Here is a 20301-nt window from a genome sequence, read left to right as displayed (position 1 = left end):
ACAAAAAAATAAGAAGGGCAACACCCTACACAAAAAAGTGGCAGGATGCACCTAAGAGCGAAATGAGTCGTGATTATGGATGCAGGCCTGTAGGTTGGAAGCGCTGCACGCCTACCCCATGCACCTGCGCGTTGTCCAATTGATTCCATCGATGTCGCTTGGGGAGCGGTCCACCACTACCGGGATTAAATCCGCGGGCGGACGTAAGGTTTTTAGTAAATGATTCACATTGGTTTGATCATGCGACAAATGTTGGGTACTTTTCTATCGGAAACGAATTCATCCCAAACGGTAGTCAAAATGAAAACAACGCTTATTCAAAAACTAATGAGAATCCTGCTGGGTGGCCTAATGGTACTGGCGGGACTCGGACATTTGACTTTTCAACGGGAGGAATTCCAGGCCCAGGTTCCACGATGGCTACCTGAGGATCCGGCGTTTATGGATTTTGTCGTCATATCCTCTGGCATTGTAGAAATATCGCTAGGACTTGCGATGATCTTTCTAACCGGGTATACCTATTACGTGGGGATTGCGTTGGCGGTCTTTTACGTACTTATCTTCCCTGGAAACCTATCTCAGTACACCAATGGCATCGATGCTTTTGGCTTGGATACAGACCAAAAGCGATTGATACGGCTATTTTTCCAACCTGTACTGGTTGTATGGGCTCTTTGGTCCACCGGCGCTTTCAATAAATGGACCCAGAAAAATAAAAATAGAACCTAAAACATGTGTTATTATTTTGCAGCAACGCATTTTGCCAGCTCACCCATGGAGTGTGTTTTGTTTTGACGGATAAAGTTAACGTGATTAGTAAAAAATGCGTATCCCCGCTTCACGTTTCTAAAATCGGAACCTGGCTGCTTGGTTGGAGATTGCATCAAATGGAACAAAAGCGATGAAATCAGATGTACCCTGAATCGGCATCGAAAGACAACAAAAACCAATTCCTACCCCTATGAAAGCGGTCCAATTTACAACATATGGCAATCCTGAACGAGTGCTTGCTGTAAGGGAGGTGGAAAAACCCATTCCCAAAAATCACGAGGTATTGGTAAAAATACATGCTACCGCCTTAAACGATTACGATTGGAGCCTGGTAAGGGGCAAACCTTACCTTTACCGACTATTATTTGGCCTGTTTAAGCCCAAGGTGCCAATCCCCGGAATGGAATTGGCCGGAATGGTAGATGCAGTCGGGTCGGATGTAACAAAATTTACCGTTGGAGAGGCCGTATTTGGAGATATTTCAGCGTATGGTTTCGGAACCTTTGCTGAATACGTCTGTGTAGATGCAAACGCTTTAATTAAAAAACCTGAGAACCTGAGTTTCGAAGAGGCCACGGCGGTACCTCATGCATTTTGTCTGGCTTTGCAAGCGCTTCGGGACCTGGGAAATATCAAAAAAGGGCAGAAAATCCTTATCAACGGCGGCGGTGGAGGGGTAGGGACCTTGGCCGTTCAGCTGGCCAAACTGGAAGGTTGCGTGGTAACCGGAGTAGATTCAGGAGAGAAGCTGGAGCAAATGAAAGCCATCGGATATGATTTTGTCGTTGATTACAAGAAGACCAATTTCACAAAGAGGGGCGAGACCTACGATTTGATCCTGGATTGCAAAACCAACCAGTATCCCTGGTCTTACTTACGGGCTTTATCCCCGAACGGAAAATACGTTACGATCGGCGGCAAACCGGCCAGCTTGCTAAACCTCCTCTTTTTTGGCAAAATTCTATCCCTATTTTCCACCAAAAAGCTTCAAATAGTAAGTTTAAAACCCAATAAGCATTTAGACTATTTCCTGGAACTCTTTAGCCAAAAGAAGATTCAGATCTTCATTGACGGGCCCTATTTACTCGGGGATACACCCAGACTGATTCAGTATTTTGGTGAGGGAAAGCATCAGGGGAAGGTGGTGATCAGGCTGGGACATGCTGAATAAAAATAGACCATGGAAAAGCTAGTAAGAAAAACAAATCCCAACGTAAAGGAAGTATTTGACCGGTATCCCGACCCCGTTCGGGATAAAATGCTTTTTTTACGGGAATTGATTATCGAAACGGCCGAAGAAACGGAGGGGGTTGACGAACTGGAAGAGACGTTGAAATGGGGGGAACCAAGCTACCGGACCAGAAAGGGCAGCACCATGCGAATGGATTGGAAAGCAAAAGCCCCGGATCAGTATGCCCTGTATTTCCAATGCACGAGTCGCCTGGTGGATACCTTTCGAATGGTCTTTGACCGTACCTTTCACTACGAGGGAAATCGGGCCATTATATTTGCAATAAACCAGGAAATCCCGGTCCCGGAACTAAAAGACTGCATCAAAGCGGCTTTACGATACCACAAGGTCAAAGACCAACTGACCTTGGGGATTTGATAGGGCAAACGTTTTTATTGTTACTTAGCCCCTCTACAAGGCCTATTTAAATTTAAAACCAATGGATAAAGGGTAGCGTGGCAGCAATTCCCTTCCCCATTAGCCTTTTTGTTGGTTCCTGCGCTGAAGTAGCCTCTTGTTTGGCGCTTTTAATCCGTGCAAGAAGATTCGTCTGCTTTTTATAATCGTAGGCTTCAAAAAATCTTACATTGTACGGTACAATGATTAATTTCACCAACATGTTTAAAATACTGCTCTCAATCACAATAACTTTTGGCCTGGTTAACCTGATTTTTGCCCAGGCCGACTCTAACGACCGCCCATTAAAAATTAGTGGGTATTTGGAAACCTATTACGTGTACGATTTTGGCGAGCCCGTGGACCACAACCGCCCCGATTTCCTATATTCATTTAACCGCCACAATGAGGTAAGTTTAAACTTCGGGTACATTCAGGCCGCCTATGACAACGATCAGGTAAGGGGTACCTTGGCGTTGATGACAGGAACCTATGCCAATGCCAATCTCGCGGCCGAACCCGGAGTTTTGAAGAACATATTTGAAGCCAATGCGGGGGTAAAAATCTCCAACACCAAAAACCTGTGGGTGGATGCCGGCATCTTTGGCTCTCATATTGGCTTTGAAAGCGCCATAGGGGCCAATTGCTGGAACATGACACGGGGTATTTTGGCGGAAAACTCGCCTTACTTTCTCTCCGGGGCAAAAGTTTCATATACCAGTGATAATGAAGCCTGGTTTCTTAGTGGCTTACTCCTTAATGGCTGGCAGCGCATACAACGGGTTCCTGGCAACCAAACCCCTGCTTTTGGCCATCAACTTACCTGGACGCCAAATGATAAGGTAACGCTCAACAGCAGTTCCTTTATTGGCAGCGACACGCCGGACAGTACCCGACAGATGCGGTATTTTCACAATTTCTATGGTCAATTTCAAATCAGTGAAAAATTTGGTTTGATCGCTGGTTTTGATATGGGCGCCCAGCAAGTGGAAAAAGGTAGCAATGATTACCATCATTGGTATTCGCCTGTGCTCATAGGGCGATTTACACCTACCGAGAAATTGGCTGTTTCCGCCAGGGCCGAGTACTATTCGGATAAAGATGAAGTGATCATTTCCACCGGCAGTGGCTTTCAAACGTTTGGGTATTCTGTAAATGTGGATGTGCAGGTAATGGAAAATGTGCTCTGGCGGGTAGAAGGTAGGGCCTTTAGTAGTCGGAGAGATGAAATTTTCCTGGACAGTCAACAGGCTCCCACGCAAAGCAATTTCTTTATTGGAACCTCTTTGAGCATCGGGTTTAATTGATTAGAGTTGATGATTGATAAACGATAATGGGCAATGGCGACTACCTGAGGCTTTTCAGGTATAAATTAAGCGTATTGGCTATAATTACTAAAAGACACCAAGTAGTTGACTGGTTTTGAAACAAACATTGCCAATCAATGGATTTCTGTCGACATTGGGAGCGGTCAGGTGCTGAAAAATCGCACGCTTCCGGCAGTAGGATTGAGCTAATGAGCCCGCGCATTGGTCGAACAACGGATAGCGCCAGAAACGGTTCAATATCTCCTCTTGTACCTATGGAGGTAAGCAGTATTTTCATGCTATACGAATAGTTTGCCACCAATCCCCGGTCTTGTTTTTTTGTATTCCTGGTAAACCAGAAGTAAAACAAGGATAATTTCACCAATAAAATAAGCGAACCCCAACCAGGTTAGTTTTTCACGATAAACGAACGTCAAGGTAGCAGTTGCCACACAATACGCAAGATTCGCAAAAAGGATGATTCCGAGATAGCGGGTAAAACCGCTTTTTGCCAGCAAGTAGCTGCCCAGTGAAAAAGCCGCAAAGCCCAATGCAACGACCGAAAGTACGTAGACGGTCGCCTTTGGCATCCCAAATAGCGATTCATACCGAGCCACTACCTGACTTAGCAGGGTAGCCGTCATCAAGGCCCCCACGCCATCCAGCAATAACAAGTTTTTCGCAGAAATTGTCATGACTTCTCTTCCCGTAGTTGAACACACAAAAGTAAGGACTCGGCTTGTCTTTTCTTTTGACGCACGTCAAAAAACCAGGTCGCATTCCGTAGCGCATGGCAAAATGAGCCGTGATGTCCTTTCCGTAGTTAAAATAGTACGACCGTAAAATTCCGGACTTCACAATAAATAGGCTATTTCAGGTGGCATTTGACGCGTAAATGATCGCTCCTCGACGGTAACTAACCGAAGTGAGTATCCCATCAAAGGCCTCCATTACTTGTATCAATAGCTCGTTTTTCCCGCAGGTGGGTTTGGTTACCTCCACCAGCCGAAATACTTCCGGCCCCCAGTAGTTGCTGCATACAATGGCTTTCATTACTTAGAAATTAAATCCAACATGCAATCCGGGTTCGCCAAATAAAAACTTGGACCATTGATCGTCCTGCTGCCGGAACCCATCCGGCATTTTCGTATGGTAGGGGCGATGGGTAATCGCAAGGGACGGTTCGATGGCCTTTTTCGGCCCGGAGGAAGAGCGGTTGAACAATGGCGAAATTGCCCGTGTATACTCCAGCAAATCCTCGATTGTTTTGCAGCAAACCCCTGTGTATTCGCCAGAGCTAAGCTACCGTAGCAACGGTACAGTTTACACCTTGGCCTTGCCCGTCCCCCGTAGAAATGGCATTCGGTTCGAAGAAATCGACGGTTTCGTTCAGGCGATTGCGGATATGTATGTTTACCTGTAGGCCGCAGAAATCCCTTTCCGGAACAGCAAGGTCCGGTGAACCTTTCCGAAACCGAGCATGTGTTGGAACCGCATGCGCAGCAAATCCAGGGCCTGGCAGCGCACTTGGGACTGGGCCTGTCCGACAGCTATTTGGCCTTCAAACAACTGCTGAAGATCGGTGACCGCGTCGCCGACCGCATGTCCCAATCCAACCACCCCAACACAGCGGGCCATCGCCTCATTGGCCGGGAAATCCTGAAGTACTTTTAAATCCGTGTTGAACGATTACCCAGGCCTCCCACTGCAAGAAACGGAAACAGGAATGGTCTTTTTTCATGGCTTTCCGGGAGACACACCGGCAGGCCGTCTATCTTCCGATCACAAAACGGAACGATTTGGGCCTCTCCTCCCCGAAACCTTGCGATTTCAGGCTTTTCTGGCTATTTTCGACTCGGAATAATGATAAGACGACCCATGAATAAGCCTGGTTTACTTATTGGATTGGCCAGCATCCTACTTGCAGGAGTCATTTACTATGCCTTAACCCAGGAAAAGGAGATTGATTTCAGCACCCAGGTAAAGCCCATACTCAACCAGCACTGCATTTCCTGCCACGGAGGAGTTAAGAAAAACGGAGGCTTCAGCCTGCTATTTGAAGAGGAAGCCATTGCGCCTACCGAGTCCGGCCATCCGGCCATCATCCCGGGAGATGCGCACGGCAGTGAATTTATCTCCCGCCTGAGCGAAAGCGATCCGGAAATACGCATGCCTTACCAGAAAGCACCTCTCAGTGAGGAAGAAATCGAAATTCTCACCCAGTGGGTGGAAGAGGGCGCAAACTGGGGGCAACATTGGGCATACAAATCGCCCACAAAACCGGTGGCTCCCCAGGAGGGCCTTCAGGCAGGTTTTCTCCCGGAAGAGGCTCCGCTTTTCATTCAAAATGACATTGACCGGTTTATTGCCGAAGGGCTGACCCGGCAAGAACTTAGCCCTTCCCCAGAAGCAAGTAAAAATATCCTTATTCGTAGGCTGAGCCTGGACCTTACGGGACTGCCGCCTGATGAAGCCCTGGTAAGCCAGTGGAAATCCGGTCGGATGAGCTATGAGGAATTGGTAGATGCGCTATTGGATAGTCCCGCTTTTGGTGAAAAATGGGCTTCCTGGTGGCTGGACTTGGCACGCTACGCCGATACCAAAGGCTACGAGCGAGATGTCAGTCGGGAGATCTGGGCCTATCGGGACTGGGTGATCAAGGCGCTGAATGCGGACATGCCCTTCGACCAATTTACCGTGGAGCAGCTTGCCGGTGACTTATTGCCCGAACCGGATTTAGATCAACTCACCGCCACGGCTTTTCACCGCAACACCATGGTTAACGATGAAGGGGGTACTCAGGATGAGGAATTTCGGGTAGCAGCCGTCGTTGACCGGGTCAATACTACCTTTGAAGTCTGGCAGAGTACAACCATGTCCTGCGTGCAGTGCCACAGCCACCCTTACGATCCTTTTAAGCAGGAAGACTATTACCAGATCATGGCTTTCTTCAATAACAGCCGGGATGAGGATACCCATGGGGAGGAACCCAAATTAAAATTCTATTCCGGGGAAGACAGCGTCCGCATGGAGGAAATAAAATCCTGGGCTGCCCGGCACGGTAACCCAGGGCTCAAAGAAAAAATGGAGGCCATTCTGCTTTATCAGGAACCCAAATACCATGGCCACATTGCCGAGGACTTTGAAAATGGCGAATTGATCGACACCAAATGGCTGGGCCTTTGGGACAATGGATCCTGCTACCTCAGGGACGTCTATACCGAGGGTTCGCCCTACGTTTATATTAACTACTGGACGGGAAACGAAGGAAACCGGCTAACGATTCGTAATGGCGGTCCAGAGGGGGAAATTTTGTCTCAATTCACGCTGGGAAAAACAGAAGGCAGGGAAATCCGCCGCTTTCCCATCAAAGAGCTACATGAAAAGGTAGACCTCTACCTCCACATGGAGAACAAATCCCTGAAACCGCAGCAAACCAGTTCCACCATCAATTGGTTTGGCTTTTTTCCGGAGCTACCAGGGGAAAACCAAGCCGGGCATGAAGAAATGGACCGCGATTTTTTAGCCTTGCTAAACAAAAACACCCCTTCCGTTCCGATCCTCGTAGAAAACCCGGATTACATGAAGCGGGAAACCCATGTGTTTGAAAGAGGCAATTGGATGCTCAAAGGGGAAACCGTAAAACCGGATGTCCCCGCCGTTCTCAACACCTGGGATCCGGAATGGCCTGAAAATCGGCTTGGCCTTGCCTACTGGCTGACCAGCAAAGAAAATCCGCTGACGGCCCGAACCCTTGCCAATCGGATTTGGGCACAGTTATTTGGCCGGGGACTGGTCAGCACCCTGGAAGATATGGGTACCCAATCAGCCCTTCCCAGTCATCAGCAATTACTGGACTGGTTGGCCATACGACTGATGGAAGACCATGACTGGAAGCTAAAACCGCTTATAAAAGACATGGTTTTGTCAGGCACCTACCGGCAGTCCTCTGTTTCATCTACACTCCTACATGAAAAAGACCCTGAAAACAAATGGTACGCCAGAGGCCCAAGATTCCGACTCAGTGCCGAGCAAATCCGGGATCAGGCACTTGCTGCCTCGGGACTGCTAAGTGGAAAAATGTATGGCAAACCGGTGATGCCCCCCCAGCCGGACAATGTATGGCAAACCGTCTACAACGGAGAATCCTGGGAAACCAGCGAGGGCGAAGACCGGTACCGACGGGCCGTATACACCTTTCTAAAGCGCACCAGCCCCTATCCTTCTTTTATTAGCTTCGATGCGGGTAGCCGGGAGGTTTGCACCATTAGCCGTACCGTAACCAATACTCCCTTGCAGGCGTTAGTTACATTGAATGATCCGGTATACCAGGAGGCTGCGTTTCACCTGGCCCTTCGCATGTACCGGTCCGATGCTGCGGATCCCATTTCCTGGGCTTACGAAAGGCTTTTGTTGCAGCCCATCAGCCCCGAAAAGCACGAACACCTTCAATCATTGTACGCATTCGCCCTGGAAGATTTCTCCACCGATACCGAAGCGATGGAGGAGTGGCTGCAATTTGCGGAAGAGGATCAGAAAAACCCGGAACTGGCCGCCCTGGCACTCATCGCCAATGCGCTGATGAATTTGGATGAATTTCTAACCAAATCCTGACATGGACAAGATCAAAAAATTACTGGCTGAAAAACTGGAACGAGAGCTACAATCCCAAACCCGCAGGCATTTTATACAAAGCTGTGCCAGCGGTCTGGGGGGGCTGGCACTGGGCTCGCTGGTCGGATGTCAAGCCCCCAAACCCAAGGGCATGCAACTCTCCGAGCGGGATCTTAATCCCCTTTCAGCAGCGGCCCCTCCCTTTGCGCCCAAAGTCCAATCGGTAATTTACCTGCACATGGCAGGAGCCCCATCCCAACTGGAAATGTTTGACTACAAACCCGAGCTTGTCAAACTACATAATCAGGAATGTCCGGAATCCGTGCTGCAGGGAAGAAAGTTTGCTTTTATCAGGGGCCGGCCAAACCTGCTCGGACCACAGGCTGAATTTGAGCAATCCGGGGAATCTGGCAACTGGGTATCTGACTACCTACCACATTTCAAGCAGGTGGTGGACGAGGTAGCCTTTTTGAAAGCAGTCCATACCGACCAGTTTAACCATGGACCGGCCCAGCTTTTCATGCAGACCGGCAGTCCGCGGTTGGGAAGGCCCAGCATTGGTTCCTGGGTCACCTATGGCCTGGGATCGGAAAACCAAAACTTACCAGGCTTCGTGGTGCTTACCTCTGGAGGAAAAACCCCGGATGCCGGAAAGAGTGTTTGGGGCAGTGGCTTTTTACCCTCCGTTTACCAGGGGGTGCAATGCCGTTCCAAAGGGGATCCGGTATTGTACATCGAAGATCCGAAGGGCATGTCCCGATCCATGAAACGAAAATTACTGGACGCGATCAACGCCATTAACCAGGAGGATTTCCAACACTATGCAGACCCGGAAATTTTAGCCCGTATCAACCAATACGAGATGGCTTTTCGCATGCAGATTGAGGTACCGGAAGTCATGAACATCAACGAGGAGCCGGAGTACATACACCAGCTTTATGGTACGCAACCTGGAGAAGAATCCTTTGCCAACAATTGCCTGCTGGCCCGAAAAATGGTAGAAAAAGGCGTGCGTTTTGTTCAATTATACGACTGGGGCTGGGATGCGCATGGCACCGGTGAGAGCACTGCCATTGACCTGGGCATGAAAGATAAATGCACGGAAATTGACAGACCCATCACCGCGCTGCTTACAGACCTCAAGCAAAGAGGCCTGCTGGATCAAACCCTGGTGGTATGGGGAGGAGAGTTCGGCCGCACCCCTATGCAGGAAAACCGGGAGGGAAAAACCCAAAGTTACAAGGGCCGGGATCATCACGTAGATGCCTTCACCATGTGGATGGCCGGGGGAGGTATTAAAAAAGGAGCCTCGCATGGACTGACAGACGAAATTGGCTTTTCCGGGGTGGAAAACAAGGTGTCTGTACATGACGTACACGCCACTATCCTCCACTTGCTGGGATTTGACCACGAACAATTTACCTTTGACTTTCAGGGCAGGCCATTCCGCCTAACGGATGTGGAAGGACATGTGATTCGGGAAATCTTATCCTGAATAAATCCAAAAACGCCCGTTTTATCAAAACAACTTCAGAAAACATCCAATGGACCGAAGAAAATTTATTCAACAAAGCAGTTTAATTTCACTGGGATTAGCCAGCACCCCCTATCTAAGCCATGCCGCCCCAAATTTACAGGAACGAAAATTCCGTGTGAGTTTGAATCCCTACGCCATCGGAGTATCCATTGATCAGGAGGAGATGATTGATAAGGCTGTTACTTATAATTTTGAAGCCATCTTACCCGTACCCGCTCAGTTGATGGAAATGTCTCCTGGAAAATTCGACGAGTTTCTGGCTAAAAAGGAAGCCCATAACCTAACCTGGGATGCCGCAGGACTACCGGTTGATTTTCGAAAAGACAAGGCTACATTTGAGGAAGGTATTAAAGGCTTACCGAAGGTAGCCGCCATCTTGCGAAAAGCCGGTGTAAGTCGTGTGGGCACCTGGATCATGCCCAGCCACGATGAACTGCCCTATCTGGACAACTTTAAGCAACACAGCGAGCGCCTTGGAAAGGCTGCCCAGGTATTGGGAGAAGAAGGGTTGACACTCGGATTCGAATACGTGGGTACAAAAAATTTAAAAATCATCAACCGCTACCCCTTTGTCGGAACCCTGAAAGAAGTTCAGGACCTCATCGCTGAGATCGGGCAGCCGAATGTAGGGGTACAGTTAGATAGTTTTCATTGGTACACTTCCAGCGAAACCGTGGCTGATTTGGAGAACCTGACCAACGAGCAAATCGTGACCTGCGACCTTAACGATGCCACTGCCGGCAGAAGCATTGCCGAACAGATCGATGGTGAACGTCAACTACCAGGCGATAGCGGCCTGATAGATTTGAAGGGATTTATGCAGGCCTTGGTGACTATTGGATACGATGGGCCTGTCAGGGCGGAACCTTTCAATGCGAAATTGAATGCCATGGAAAATGAGCAGGCTCTGGCCGCTACCTCCAAAGCCATGTGGAGAACGGTGAACCTGATTTAGAACAGGGAAAACTTCAGTTTATCGGTTAGCAGCTCCAAGGCCTTGATCGCTTTTACGGAGTTTCCTTTCTCATTTAATTCGGGAGACCAGACGGCGATGCTGAATTTGCCGGGCATGACTGCCGCTATTCCGCCCCCCACGCCACTTTTGCCGGGTAATCCCACGCGAAAAGCAAATTCACCGGATTCGTCGTAAAATCCGCAGGTAAGCATGAGTGCATTGACCCGCCGGGATTGGCTTTCATTTAAAATTTCCCGTTTGGCAAAAATAGAATACCCGTCGTTTGCCAGGTAGGAAAAAGCCTTTGCCAGTTCCTCGCAGCACATTTCTATGGAACATTGGGATACATAGGTCCGGATCACTTCCTGGATGTCGTTCTCAAAATTCTTATAGGCCTTTAGAAAATAAGCCATGGCGGTGTTTCTCTCCGCATGCAGTAGTTCCGATTGCATCACCTCCTCATTTATACGCACGCAATGCTGTCCCGCCAACTCATCTATAAATTCCCGTATACTCTGAATTGGATGTTCAAATTTACTCGTAAGAGCATCGGTGATCACCAAAGCCCCTGCGTTCAAAAAGGGATTTCGGGGGATGCCTTGTTCATATTCCAATTGCGCAATGGAATTAAACGGATTACCACTCGGCTCCACATTCACCCGTGACCAGAGTTTACTACGAAACCTATGAAAAACCATGGTTAGGGTAAATACCTTGGAAATGCTTTGAATGGAAAAGGGCTCTTGATAATCCCCTACCCCATAGACCTTCCCGTCCAGATCTACCAAAGCAATACCAAACCGGTCTCCGGATACCTTTGCCAGCTCGGGAATGTAATTGGCAACGTTCCCCTTTAGGCCCAGTTGATTTACTTCCTGATATACTTCTGAAATTAATTCCTGATAATCCATGATGGCTTCGTTAGATCACGGGTAGGTCCCGTTTATCAAAAGTAACCCTATTTTATTGAAGGGCCCCATTTGAAACGGATCAAAAAAAACAGCTGGCCAATTTATCAGCCAACTGTCTTTCTGCTGAGACATCCTCCGGAAGGGTTAGCGAAAACCAAGGGGTACTGGGTTCGCTTATTCTACCCCTACCTCGTCCACATTTTTAAAGTAAACCTGCCTATCCGCATCCAGGTCTACCAATACGGCACTGTCATTTTTGATGTAGCCACTCAATATTTGCTTGGACAATTCATTCAATACCAGTCGCTGCATGGTACGTTTTAAAGGCCTGGCGCCATACTGCGGATCAAAACCAACCTCCCCCAGGTAATCCAACACGTCCTGTGTGGCATCCAGCTCGATGCCCGATTCGGCAAGTCGGCTCTGGACTTCCCTCCATTGTATGTCCACAATTTTCCGCAAAATTTCCTTATTAAGCGGTTCGAACATGATGGTCTCATCGATACGGTTAAGGAATTCCGGCCGCACTGATTTTTTCAACAAGCCAAAGACCTCTTCTTTCGTTTCTTCCATCACCTGCTCTTTGTTCCATTCCTCCATGCCATCAAAGCGCTCCTGAATCAGCGTCGAGCCAATATTGGTAGTCATGATGATGATGGTGTTTTTAAAATTGGCTATCCTTCCTTTATTGTCGGTTAGCCTGCCATCGTCCAAAACCTGCAGCAGGATATTAAACACATCGGGATGGGCTTTTTCGATCTCGTCCAGCAATACCACGGAGTAGGGCTTTCTTCTCACCGCCTCGGTCAATTGCCCTCCTTCGTCATAGCCTACATAACCTGGAGGTGCTCCTACCAGGCGACTGACAGAATGCCGCTCCTGGTATTCCGACATGTCAATTCTCACCATGGCATTTTCGTCGCTAAACAGGTATTCCGCCAGGGCTTTTGCCAATTCGGTTTTTCCCACGCCGGTGGTTCCCAGAAAAATGAAGGATCCGATGGGGCGCTTGGGATCCTGTAATCCCGCACGACTTCTCCGGACGGCATCAGAAAGGGCTACAATCGCCTCCCGCTGCCCGGCAACACGCTTACCCAGTTCCTCTTCCAAATGCAGTAACTTTTCGCGCTCGCTCTGGATCATTTTAGAAAGGGGGATGCCCGTCCACTTGCTCACCACGGCTGCAATGTCTTCATGGTCCACTTCTTCCTTTAACAAAGGCGAGCCTTCCTGCATTTCTTTGAGTTGCTCTTGGAAAGACGCTAGCTTTTTCTCGGTCTCACCGATTTTTCCATACCGTATTTCAGCTACTTTACCAAAGTCTCCCGCTCGCTCCGCTTGCTCTGCTTCCAATTTGAATTTATCGATGCTTTCCTTCTCGCGTTGAATGCCTTGGATAACCGCCTTTTCGCTTTCCCACTTGGCTTTGATTTCCTGCCTTTTTTCGGAAAGTTCCGCCAGTTCCTTACTCAGTACGGCCTCCTTATCCTTGTTTTTTTCCCTTCGGATGGCTTCGCGCTCAATTTCCAATTGCATGATTCGACGATTGAGTTCGTCCAACTCCTGAGGCAAGGAATCGATCTCCATTCGCAATTTAGCAGCCGCTTCATCCATCAGGTCGATGGCCTTGTCGGGCAAATAACGATCTGAAATATAGCGCTGGGACAGTTCCACCGCCGCTATGACGGCATCGTCCTTGACGCGGACCCCGTGATGCAGTTCGTACTTGTCTTTGATTCCCCGCAAAATGGAGATGGCATCCATCACATCGGGTTCATCGACGATAACCTGCTGAAACCTTCGCTCCAGGGCTTTGTCCTTTTCGATGTACTTCTGATATTCCTTCAGCGTGGTGGCTCCAATGGCATGAAGCTCTCCCCTGGCCAAAGCAGGCTTTAACAGGTTGGCTGCATCCATGGCCCCTTCTCCGCCGCCACCGGCACCGATCAGTGTATGAATTTCATCTATAAACAGAATGATTTCTCCATCCGAATCGGTTACTTCTTTGATCACTGCTTTTAGTCGCTCTTCGAACTCCCCTTTGTATTTGGCACCTGCCACGAGTAATCCCATATCCAGGGAAATCAGCAATTTACTTTTTAAATTTTCCGGCACATCCCCACTTACAATTCGTTGGGCAAGACCTTCTACTATTGCCGTTTTACCCACTCCCGGTTCCCCCAGAAGAATGGGGTTGTTTTTGGTTCTTCGGGCAAGTATTTGCAATACCCGTCTGATTTCCTCATCCCGGCCAATAACCGGATCTATCTTGCCTTTCTTGGCGAGTTCGTTTAGGTTTTTGGAGTATCTTTCCAAAGACCTGTACTTGGATTCTGCGTTTTGATCTGTCACTTTATTTCCTTTTCTAAGTTCTTTGATGGCTTCGATTAGCTTTTTTTCATTCAATCCCTGATCCTTCAGCAACTGGGCGGTAGCATCCGAACCGGCCAAAACCCCCAGTACAAGGTGCTCTACAGCCACATACTCATCACCGAAAGTTTTCAGGTACCCCTTCGCCTTTTCCAGCACCTGATTGGTGGCATTGGAAAGATAAGGTTGTTGCCCACTTACTTTTGGGAGTTGACGGATGATCTCCTCCAGCTTTTGAATAATCAGACCGCTATTAACTCCCAACTTTTTAAATAAAAAGTCGGTTACATTACTATCCTCCTGAATGATTCCCTTAAGCAGGTGCGCAGGCTCTATAAACTGCTGCTGCTCGGCGGTGCATAGCTCAAGTGCCTTTTGAATGGCTTCCTGAGACTTGATGGTAAATTGCTTAAAATCCATAATGGTCCGGGTTATTTGTTTCGCTGTTATTTTCTTCTCTTCATAACACGGATCAAATATGTAACCAAACCCGATCTGCTGTAAAACCCTGAAAAAATGTCCGATTTCGAACAGGAAAAGTGACGTTTACAGACTTTTTGACAGTATATTGGGTCGGAGTTGCTGGGAAATCAGCAAAAGCGAAATACAGTATTCTTCCATTTTTCTATCTTTGTCCCATGAAAAAAGGCATGCTAGATTCCATGAAAAAAGGTTTACTTATTTGGTTCCTGTTTTGCTGCTTTTCCTGTGGTAAAAAGGAAGTAGAAAAACCAAATATTGTCGTCATACTGGTAGACGACCTGGGCTGGGCCGATGTAGGTGCCAATTTCCCGGAAACGTTTTACGAAACCCCAAATCTCGACCGGATGGCAGCCAATGGCCTACGTTTTTCTCAGGCGTATTCGGCGCATCCGGTTTGCAGCCCTACGCGAGCCGCATTGATGACCGGAATACATCCAAACAGACTTAACATCACCGACTGGATCCCGGGCTTCAGCCGGAATAAAGAGGATTGGCCGCTTTCCACGCCGAGTATTAGCCATCAGTTAGAATTGGAAGAGACCACCCTTGCCGAAAAATTTAAAGAGTCGGGGTATCATACGTTTTTCGCCGGCAAATGGCATTTAGGGGAAGAGGATACGTATTGGCCCGAACACCAGGGTTTTGACCAGAATATAGGCGGATGGAGCGTGGGAGCACCACAACTGAGGAAGGGAGAGGCCAATGGCTATTACGCTCCTTATGGAAATCCACGGCTAGAAGATGGTCCTGAAGGGGAGTACTTGACGGAAAGGCTTACCGATGAAAGCATCCAATTCCTGCGGCAAAAAGGAACGGATCCCTTTTTTCTTTACCTTTCCTTTTACACCGTCCACACGCCCATTCAGCCAGCCCCTAAAAAGTACGACTATTTTCTTCGCAAAAAAGAAAAATTGACCGCCCCCTCAGGGTTACAAGCCTACCGGCAGGAAGGCGCAGGGCAAACCAAACTCATCCAGGACAACGCAGCCTATGCGTCCATGGTCGCCTCCATGGATGAAAATGTCGGCAGAGTCCTGCAGGCGCTCGAAGAAGAGGGACTGGATAAAAATACTTGGGTAGTTTTGACCAGCGACAACGGCGGGCTTTCCACCTTGTTTAACGAAGGAGCCCCCACGGCAAATGGACCCTTACGCGCTGGCAAAGGCTGGTGCTACGAAGGAGGCATCCGGGTGCCCCTGATCGTTCAGGGTCCCGGGCTTTCGGATAAAGGGAGAGTATCCGAAACTCCTGTGGTCAGCATGGATCTATTTCCTACCCTGCTTAGCCTGGCCCAAATCCCGCATCAAGCCAACGATGGCAAAGACTTGTCAGGACTGATCCGCAACGACGATACCATTGAGCGTGAATCATTGGTTTGGCATTATCCGCATTACCATGGAAGTGCCTGGAAACCTGGCTCCGCCCTACGGGAAGGCCAGTGGAAATTAATTCACTTTTATGAAACCGGAATCAGCGAACTCTACAACCTGGAAAAAGACCCGGGTGAAATGGAAAATCTGGCCAAGGTGTATCCCGATAAAACAGAAGTACTGCAGCAAAGCCTGATGCGAAAATTAAGGGAATCAAATGCCAGGTTTCCCGAACCCAGGCCATGACAGAGGTCCATTTTCAGGTGGAAGGGGTTGGAATCTGAACCAATCTGTAAGTGTTTTATGTTTTTGAAAGTCCTGAAAGAAAAGAAACCATGCAACAAGTCAACAAACAAGATATTCGTAAATTAAGCCTTCAGGAGTTAGAGCAGTATTTTGAGTCGGTGGGAGAAAAACGGTTCCGGGCCAGGCAGGTCTACGAATGGCTATGGAGCAAATCTCTCAAAAACTTTGATGACATGACTAACTTATCAAAGGCCACCAGGGAGCATTTAAAAGAAAACTTTGACATCAACCACATACTAGTCGACCAATTCCAACGGAGCAATGACGGGACGATCAAAAACGCAGTCAAATTATTTGATGATCAAATCGTGGAATCGGTCCTGATACCAACCTCAAAAAGAATCACTGCCTGTGTGTCCTCGCAGGTAGGGTGCAGCCTGGATTGTAATTTTTGTGCGACCGCCAGGCTAAAACGAATGCGTAACCTGAATCCGGATGAAATATACGATCAGGTGGTCGCCATTCAGGAAGAAGCGCGTCTCTATTTTGACCGGCCTTTGACCAATATTGTCTTTATGGGGATGGGAGAGCCCTTGCTCAACTACCAGAATGTGCTGGCAGCAATCGAGCGAATCTGTTCGCCTACGGGCCTGGGGATTTCGCCAAGACGCATTACCTTGTCTACGGTGGGGATTGCGAAAATGATCCGAAAACTAGCCGACGACGGTGTGCGATTTAATCTGGCCCTTTCCCTGCACTCGGCTATTAATGAAACCCGAACCCGGCTGATGCCTATCAACCAGACCAATACCGTAGAAGAGCTAGCAGACGCATTGAAATACTGGTATTCCATCACCAAACGAAAGGTTACCTATGAATACGTCATTTGGGACGGCATCAATGATGACGAACGCCACGCCAGGGCCCTTGCCAAATTTTGCAAGCACATCCCCTCAAAAGTGAATATCATTCAATACAATCCAATCGACGAAGGGGAATATCGGCAAGCGTCTCCAGAAAAAGTTTCTCTTTACCTGCGGATTCTGGAAGATTCCGGGATCGTGGCCAAGGTACGAAAATCCCGGGGACAAGATATTGATGCGGCCTGCGGGCAATTGGCCAACAAAATTGATTGGTAATTAGCTACTTACTTTTCTGGCAGATGTTATGGATATGAATTCCTTTTTTTTAACTTTGAAATACGTATTAAAGTACAGAAATGACTCTTCAAACCATTATAGAGAAATCCCTCCTCGTATTAAATGACCGTGGATACCATGACACGGATATAGACCGGATTTTGGAAAGTCTCCAGGTCAGGCCCTCAGATTTCTACCGGGACATACGGGACTTTGATGATTTGATCGTACGCATTTTTTATCGTTTGTGTAACGAATCGGATGCGGCATCGGCTGAAATTGACCTTTCTAGCCCTTCCCTTGAGATCTTATATTCCAGCATTATCAGCTCTTACCGGATACAGGTGAAATACCATTTTTTATTCGCAGACCTGGGAAGCATCATTCAGCGGCATGAAAGGGTAAAAGACCGTTATTTTGAATTGATTTCACTCCGAAAAGCGCAACTGATTCAACTCTTTCAAAAATTGAACGAAGAGCATATTTTTGAAAAAGAAAATTTTACCGGAAGTTATGAAAACCTGGCCAATCAAATGACCATGCTTTCCGATTATTGGCCCAGCCATAATCAAATAATTTTCGGTCAGGAAACCTTCCACTACCAGTATTATAGCAAGCTGGTCTTTTCCATGGTATTGCCCTTTCTGACCGACAGTGGATTGGAACTGTACAAAAAAATCTTAGGTTACGATAAAAATCCTAAATAGACTTCTTTGATACTGAAGTCCAATGGCTTCTTCCAGGAACTGGCTCCAAATTTGGTTCATAATAGACTTTAACGGAAAAATAATATGCGGTTGCTCCACCGCTATTTCCTCTACTAAAAGGGGGCAAAATGTTTTATAAAAAAAACAATTGACTTGGCTAATTAAAAACGCATCGAAGAAGGATTTTAATTTCTTAGAAAATTACACCACCCTCGTCTCAGAATACAGGTCATAAGCCGCTACCAGAAGCTGGTGGTCGGGTGCCTGGCCAAGGCGGGGAAATTGTTGGAGTTCATCCCTGTCATTGGTATAAACTGGAAGGTAAGCAGTGTCCAGTTCATCCCAAATGATCAACAAATAAGAATGAGGTATTATTGTTGACCTTCCATTTTCAAGCCATTCGCCGAAAAGCGATTCATCCAAAGGTTGGGGATAATTAGGACCTTCAAACATTTATCCGAAATTTAGTCATGAATTTCAAAGATAGTCGGAGCGTGGCAGTATCCGAATGGTAATTGAGCTAACGTTTAGACATCCTTATTGCTAAAATCAAATAACTTACGTTTTTCCTCTTTACTCAGGTTATCGTATCCCTTTTCCGCTATTTTATCGAGGATACGATCGATTTCTTCCTGTGTACTTTTCCCTCCTCCTGTATTTGAAACGGTGGTGCTGCTACTGCTTTTCTTTTTGGCGGATTCCGGCCCCCTTCGGTAGGTTACTTTAACCTTAGGTTTCTGGGAAAAGAGGTTTTCAAAAAACAACCCTACGCTTTGAACAGGCTTCCCCAAATCGATCCCTTTCTGGAGTTGTAAAATATAGAAGTAACCCAGTGCTGCGCCACCCAAATGGGCCAGTTCGCCGCCTGCATTGGAGCCTGCGGAATTAGCAAAAGCTATTAACACATAGAAAATCGCGATGTATTTAATTTTTACCGGTCCGATCAGGATGAGTTGGAACTGGGTATCGGGCCTAAGCGTAGCAGCAGCCACGACGATGGCATATACTCCTGCACTGGCACCCAGCATCAGCGAACCGTCGACCTTATCACTAAAATACGGGGCAATATTGTAGAGTACCACGTATAACAGACCACCTGCGATACCTCCGAGTATGTAAAGATTGACCAATTTTCGATTTCCCAGGTATTCCTGTACCAACAATCCAAACCAGTATAGAAAGAGCAGGTTAAAAATAATATGGAAGAAGCCCTCATGCAAAAACATGTAGCTGAGCAAGGTCCAGGGTTGGGTCAGCAGCCGGGGTAAGGAAGCTGGCATCATGAAGTAAGAAACAATCGAGCGGTACAGGTCCTCAGCCCCTCCGATGGTAAGAAATACCCTCATGACCATCAAGACCAGAAAAGCGAGCAAGTTTATGGCTATAATTTTATACAGACCATTGTCTTTATGGTCAAAGGCATGCCTTATATGATACCAAAATCCTCCGTACATGATGTATTAATAGAAATTTCTCCTGTCCTTCTTCCAATAGGTGACCAGTACCGCACCAATGACCAAGCCCGATAGGTGCGCAAAATGCGCCACGTTATCCATCGGATTCGATACAAATATATTATAAACCGTGTATAGTCCATAGAACAAAACAAGGTATTTTGCTTTGACGGGCATGGGTGGGAACAGCAGGAACAGCTGGGTATTGGGAAAAAGCATGCCGAAGGCAATAAGAATTCCGAACAAGGCTCCCGAAGCTCCCACCATGGGAATATTCACCTGCCTGTCCCGGATATCCAGCATGGTTCGCTTGGCCGCGGAAACCAGTTCAGTATTTTCCGGATCTCGGCTGTATTTGTCAATAAAGTCATAAATGGCCGGATTGAACAGATGCCGGTTATCTGAAACAAAGCGATTGAATGTTTCTGGATCCGGATCGTTGGTAAAGGCTTCTATCCGGTCGTTCAGGTTTCCCATTTTATATGCGTTGTATCCGGAATACAATACCCCGGAACCAATGCCACACACCATCCAAAGGATCAGTATCTTTTTCGGCCCCAGAAACTGCTCCAGCAGCGGGCCAAAAATAAAGAGCCCGAACATATTGCCAAGCAGGTGCCAGAAGTCGGCATGCATAAACATGTAGGTCACAAACTGAAAAGGCATAAAAAACCTACTTTCCACATAATAGAGCGCAAAAAGGTTTTTTAACTGAGGGATAAAAAAAGAAGCAATTACATGCATCCCCACGGTGATTAACAGTAAATTTTTCACAATGGGGGTAAGGGATCTGAACATAGGATTCCGTTT

At 47.5% G+C, this 20301-nt stretch carries 22 protein-coding genes; 12 read left to right on the top strand and 10 right to left on the bottom strand.

The window, feature by feature from the left end; translation table 11 throughout:
- The first annotated feature begins 300 nt into the window (after positions 1-300).
- From GJQ68_RS21180 to GJQ68_RS21170, 3 genes are all read left to right on the top strand, one after another.
- Positions 301-729: a DoxX family protein gene (locus tag GJQ68_RS21180; RefSeq protein ID WP_162419271.1), complete on the top strand. Its 429-nt coding sequence runs from the start codon at positions 301-303 to the stop codon at positions 727-729.
- A gap of 232 nt (positions 730-961) precedes the next feature.
- Positions 962-1942, top strand: coding sequence for an NAD(P)-dependent alcohol dehydrogenase (locus GJQ68_RS21175; protein ID WP_162419270.1), 981 nt, complete (start codon positions 962-964; stop codon positions 1940-1942).
- A gap of 9 nt (positions 1943-1951) precedes the next feature.
- Positions 1952-2380, top strand: coding sequence for a DUF1801 domain-containing protein (locus GJQ68_RS21170; RefSeq protein ID WP_162419269.1), 429 nt, complete (start codon positions 1952-1954; stop codon positions 2378-2380).
- Between the two features lie 52 nt (positions 2381-2432).
- On the opposite strand, the gene GJQ68_RS21165 is transcribed toward GJQ68_RS21170, so the two are convergent.
- Complete coding sequence (locus GJQ68_RS21165; protein ID WP_162419268.1) at positions 2433-2621, bottom strand: hypothetical protein; 189 nt, start codon at positions 2619-2621, stop codon at positions 2433-2435.
- Here GJQ68_RS21165 and GJQ68_RS21160 point away from each other — a divergent pair.
- Positions 2620-3705 (top strand): porin, encoded by a 1086-nt coding sequence (locus tag GJQ68_RS21160; RefSeq protein ID WP_162419267.1) that lies wholly within the window; start codon positions 2620-2622, stop codon positions 3703-3705. The genes GJQ68_RS21165 and GJQ68_RS21160 overlap by 2 nt on opposite strands.
- A gap of 299 nt (positions 3706-4004) precedes the next feature.
- On the opposite strand, the gene GJQ68_RS21155 is transcribed toward GJQ68_RS21160, so the two are convergent.
- From GJQ68_RS21155 to GJQ68_RS21145, 3 genes are all read right to left on the bottom strand, one after another.
- On the bottom strand, positions 4005-4400 hold the full coding sequence (locus GJQ68_RS21155) for a hypothetical protein (RefSeq protein WP_162419266.1): 396 nt from the start codon (positions 4398-4400) through the stop codon (positions 4005-4007).
- 178 nt (positions 4401-4578) lie between these two features.
- Positions 4579-4758: a hypothetical protein gene (locus GJQ68_RS21150; RefSeq protein WP_162419265.1), complete on the bottom strand. Its 180-nt coding sequence runs from the start codon at positions 4756-4758 to the stop codon at positions 4579-4581.
- 3 nt (positions 4759-4761) lie between these two features.
- Positions 4762-4959, bottom strand: coding sequence for a hypothetical protein (locus GJQ68_RS21145; protein ID WP_162419223.1), 198 nt, complete (start codon positions 4957-4959; stop codon positions 4762-4764).
- A 13-nt stretch (positions 4960-4972) separates the two neighbouring features.
- Here GJQ68_RS21145 and GJQ68_RS21140 point away from each other — a divergent pair, with 13 nt between their 5' ends.
- Positions 4973-5128 (top strand): hypothetical protein, encoded by a 156-nt coding sequence (locus GJQ68_RS21140; protein WP_162419264.1) that lies wholly within the window; start codon positions 4973-4975, stop codon positions 5126-5128.
- Here the strand turns inward: GJQ68_RS21140 and GJQ68_RS21135 are convergent.
- Positions 5119-5343 (bottom strand): hypothetical protein, encoded by a 225-nt coding sequence (locus GJQ68_RS21135; RefSeq protein WP_162419263.1) that lies wholly within the window; start codon positions 5341-5343, stop codon positions 5119-5121. The two genes, GJQ68_RS21140 and GJQ68_RS21135, sit on opposite strands and share 10 nt — an antisense overlap.
- A 40-nt stretch (positions 5344-5383) precedes the next feature.
- Between GJQ68_RS21135 and GJQ68_RS21130 the strand changes: the two genes are divergently transcribed.
- Genes GJQ68_RS21130 through GJQ68_RS21115 form a run of 4 tightly spaced genes read left to right on the top strand, consistent with a single transcriptional unit; the run spans position 5384 to position 10811 of the window.
- Positions 5384-5569, top strand: a complete 186-nt coding sequence (locus tag GJQ68_RS21130) for a hypothetical protein (protein WP_162419262.1) — start codon at positions 5384-5386, stop codon at positions 5567-5569.
- 14 nt (positions 5570-5583) lie between these two features.
- Positions 5584-8319 carry a PSD1 and planctomycete cytochrome C domain-containing protein gene (locus GJQ68_RS21125; protein WP_162419261.1) on the top strand — a complete coding sequence of 912 codons (2736 nt, stop codon included), beginning with the start codon at positions 5584-5586 and terminating at the stop codon, positions 8317-8319.
- Position 8320: 1 nt separating this feature from the next.
- A complete protein-coding gene (locus tag GJQ68_RS21120; RefSeq protein WP_162419260.1) occupies positions 8321-9814 on the top strand; it encodes a DUF1501 domain-containing protein in 1494 nt (497 codons plus the stop codon).
- A 49-nt stretch (positions 9815-9863) separates the two neighbouring features.
- The gene (locus tag GJQ68_RS21115; protein ID WP_162419259.1) at positions 9864-10811 is read left to right on the top strand and encodes a sugar phosphate isomerase/epimerase family protein; all 948 of its coding nucleotides are present in this window, start codon (positions 9864-9866) and stop codon (positions 10809-10811) included.
- Here the strand turns inward: GJQ68_RS21115 and GJQ68_RS21110 are convergent.
- A complete protein-coding gene (locus GJQ68_RS21110; protein WP_162419258.1) occupies positions 10808-11722 on the bottom strand; it encodes a glutaminase in 915 nt (304 codons plus the stop codon). The genes GJQ68_RS21115 and GJQ68_RS21110 overlap by 4 nt on opposite strands.
- Positions 11723-11896: 174 nt before the next feature.
- Positions 11897-14512, bottom strand: a complete 2616-nt coding sequence (gene clpB / locus GJQ68_RS21105) for an ATP-dependent chaperone ClpB (protein ID WP_162419257.1) — start codon at positions 14510-14512, stop codon at positions 11897-11899.
- Between the two features lie 242 nt (positions 14513-14754).
- On the opposite strand from clpB, the gene GJQ68_RS21100 reads away from it, so the two are divergent.
- The 3 genes from GJQ68_RS21100 (at position 14755) to GJQ68_RS21090 (ending at position 18037) form a co-directional block, all read left to right on the top strand.
- Positions 14755-16191, top strand: coding sequence for a sulfatase (locus tag GJQ68_RS21100; RefSeq protein WP_162419256.1), 1437 nt, complete (start codon positions 14755-14757; stop codon positions 16189-16191).
- Between the two features lie 89 nt (positions 16192-16280).
- Complete coding sequence (gene rlmN, locus GJQ68_RS21095) at positions 16281-17330, top strand: 23S rRNA (adenine(2503)-C(2))-methyltransferase RlmN (RefSeq protein ID WP_162419294.1); 1050 nt, start codon at positions 16281-16283, stop codon at positions 17328-17330.
- Between the two features lie 80 nt (positions 17331-17410).
- Positions 17411-18037: a TetR/AcrR family transcriptional regulator gene (locus tag GJQ68_RS21090; protein WP_162419255.1), complete on the top strand. Its 627-nt coding sequence runs from the start codon at positions 17411-17413 to the stop codon at positions 18035-18037.
- Positions 18038-18238: 201 nt separating this feature from the next.
- Here the strand turns inward: GJQ68_RS21090 and GJQ68_RS21085 are convergent, their stop codons facing one another.
- The 3 genes from GJQ68_RS21085 to GJQ68_RS21075 all read right to left on the bottom strand — a co-directional run bounded on the left by GJQ68_RS21085 (position 18239) and on the right by GJQ68_RS21075 (position 20289).
- The gene (locus GJQ68_RS21085) at positions 18239-18490 is read right to left on the bottom strand and encodes a hypothetical protein (protein ID WP_162419254.1); all 252 of its coding nucleotides are present in this window, start codon (positions 18488-18490) and stop codon (positions 18239-18241) included.
- 74 nt (positions 18491-18564) lie between these two features.
- A complete protein-coding gene (locus GJQ68_RS21080; RefSeq protein WP_162419253.1) occupies positions 18565-19491 on the bottom strand; it encodes a rhomboid family protein in 927 nt (308 codons plus the stop codon).
- A gap of 6 nt (positions 19492-19497) precedes the next feature.
- Complete coding sequence (locus GJQ68_RS21075) at positions 19498-20289, bottom strand: rhomboid family intramembrane serine protease (RefSeq protein ID WP_162419252.1); 792 nt, start codon at positions 20287-20289, stop codon at positions 19498-19500.
- Between the last annotated feature and the right edge of the window lie 12 nt (positions 20290-20301).

The sequence above is a fragment of the Cyclobacterium roseum genome (assembly GCF_010119225.1).
GTDB lineage: Bacteria > Bacteroidota > Bacteroidia > Cytophagales > Cyclobacteriaceae > Cyclobacterium > Cyclobacterium roseum.
The sequence above is the reverse complement of the archived record's forward strand: the minus strand, read 5'-3'. Positions and strand labels throughout refer to the sequence as shown.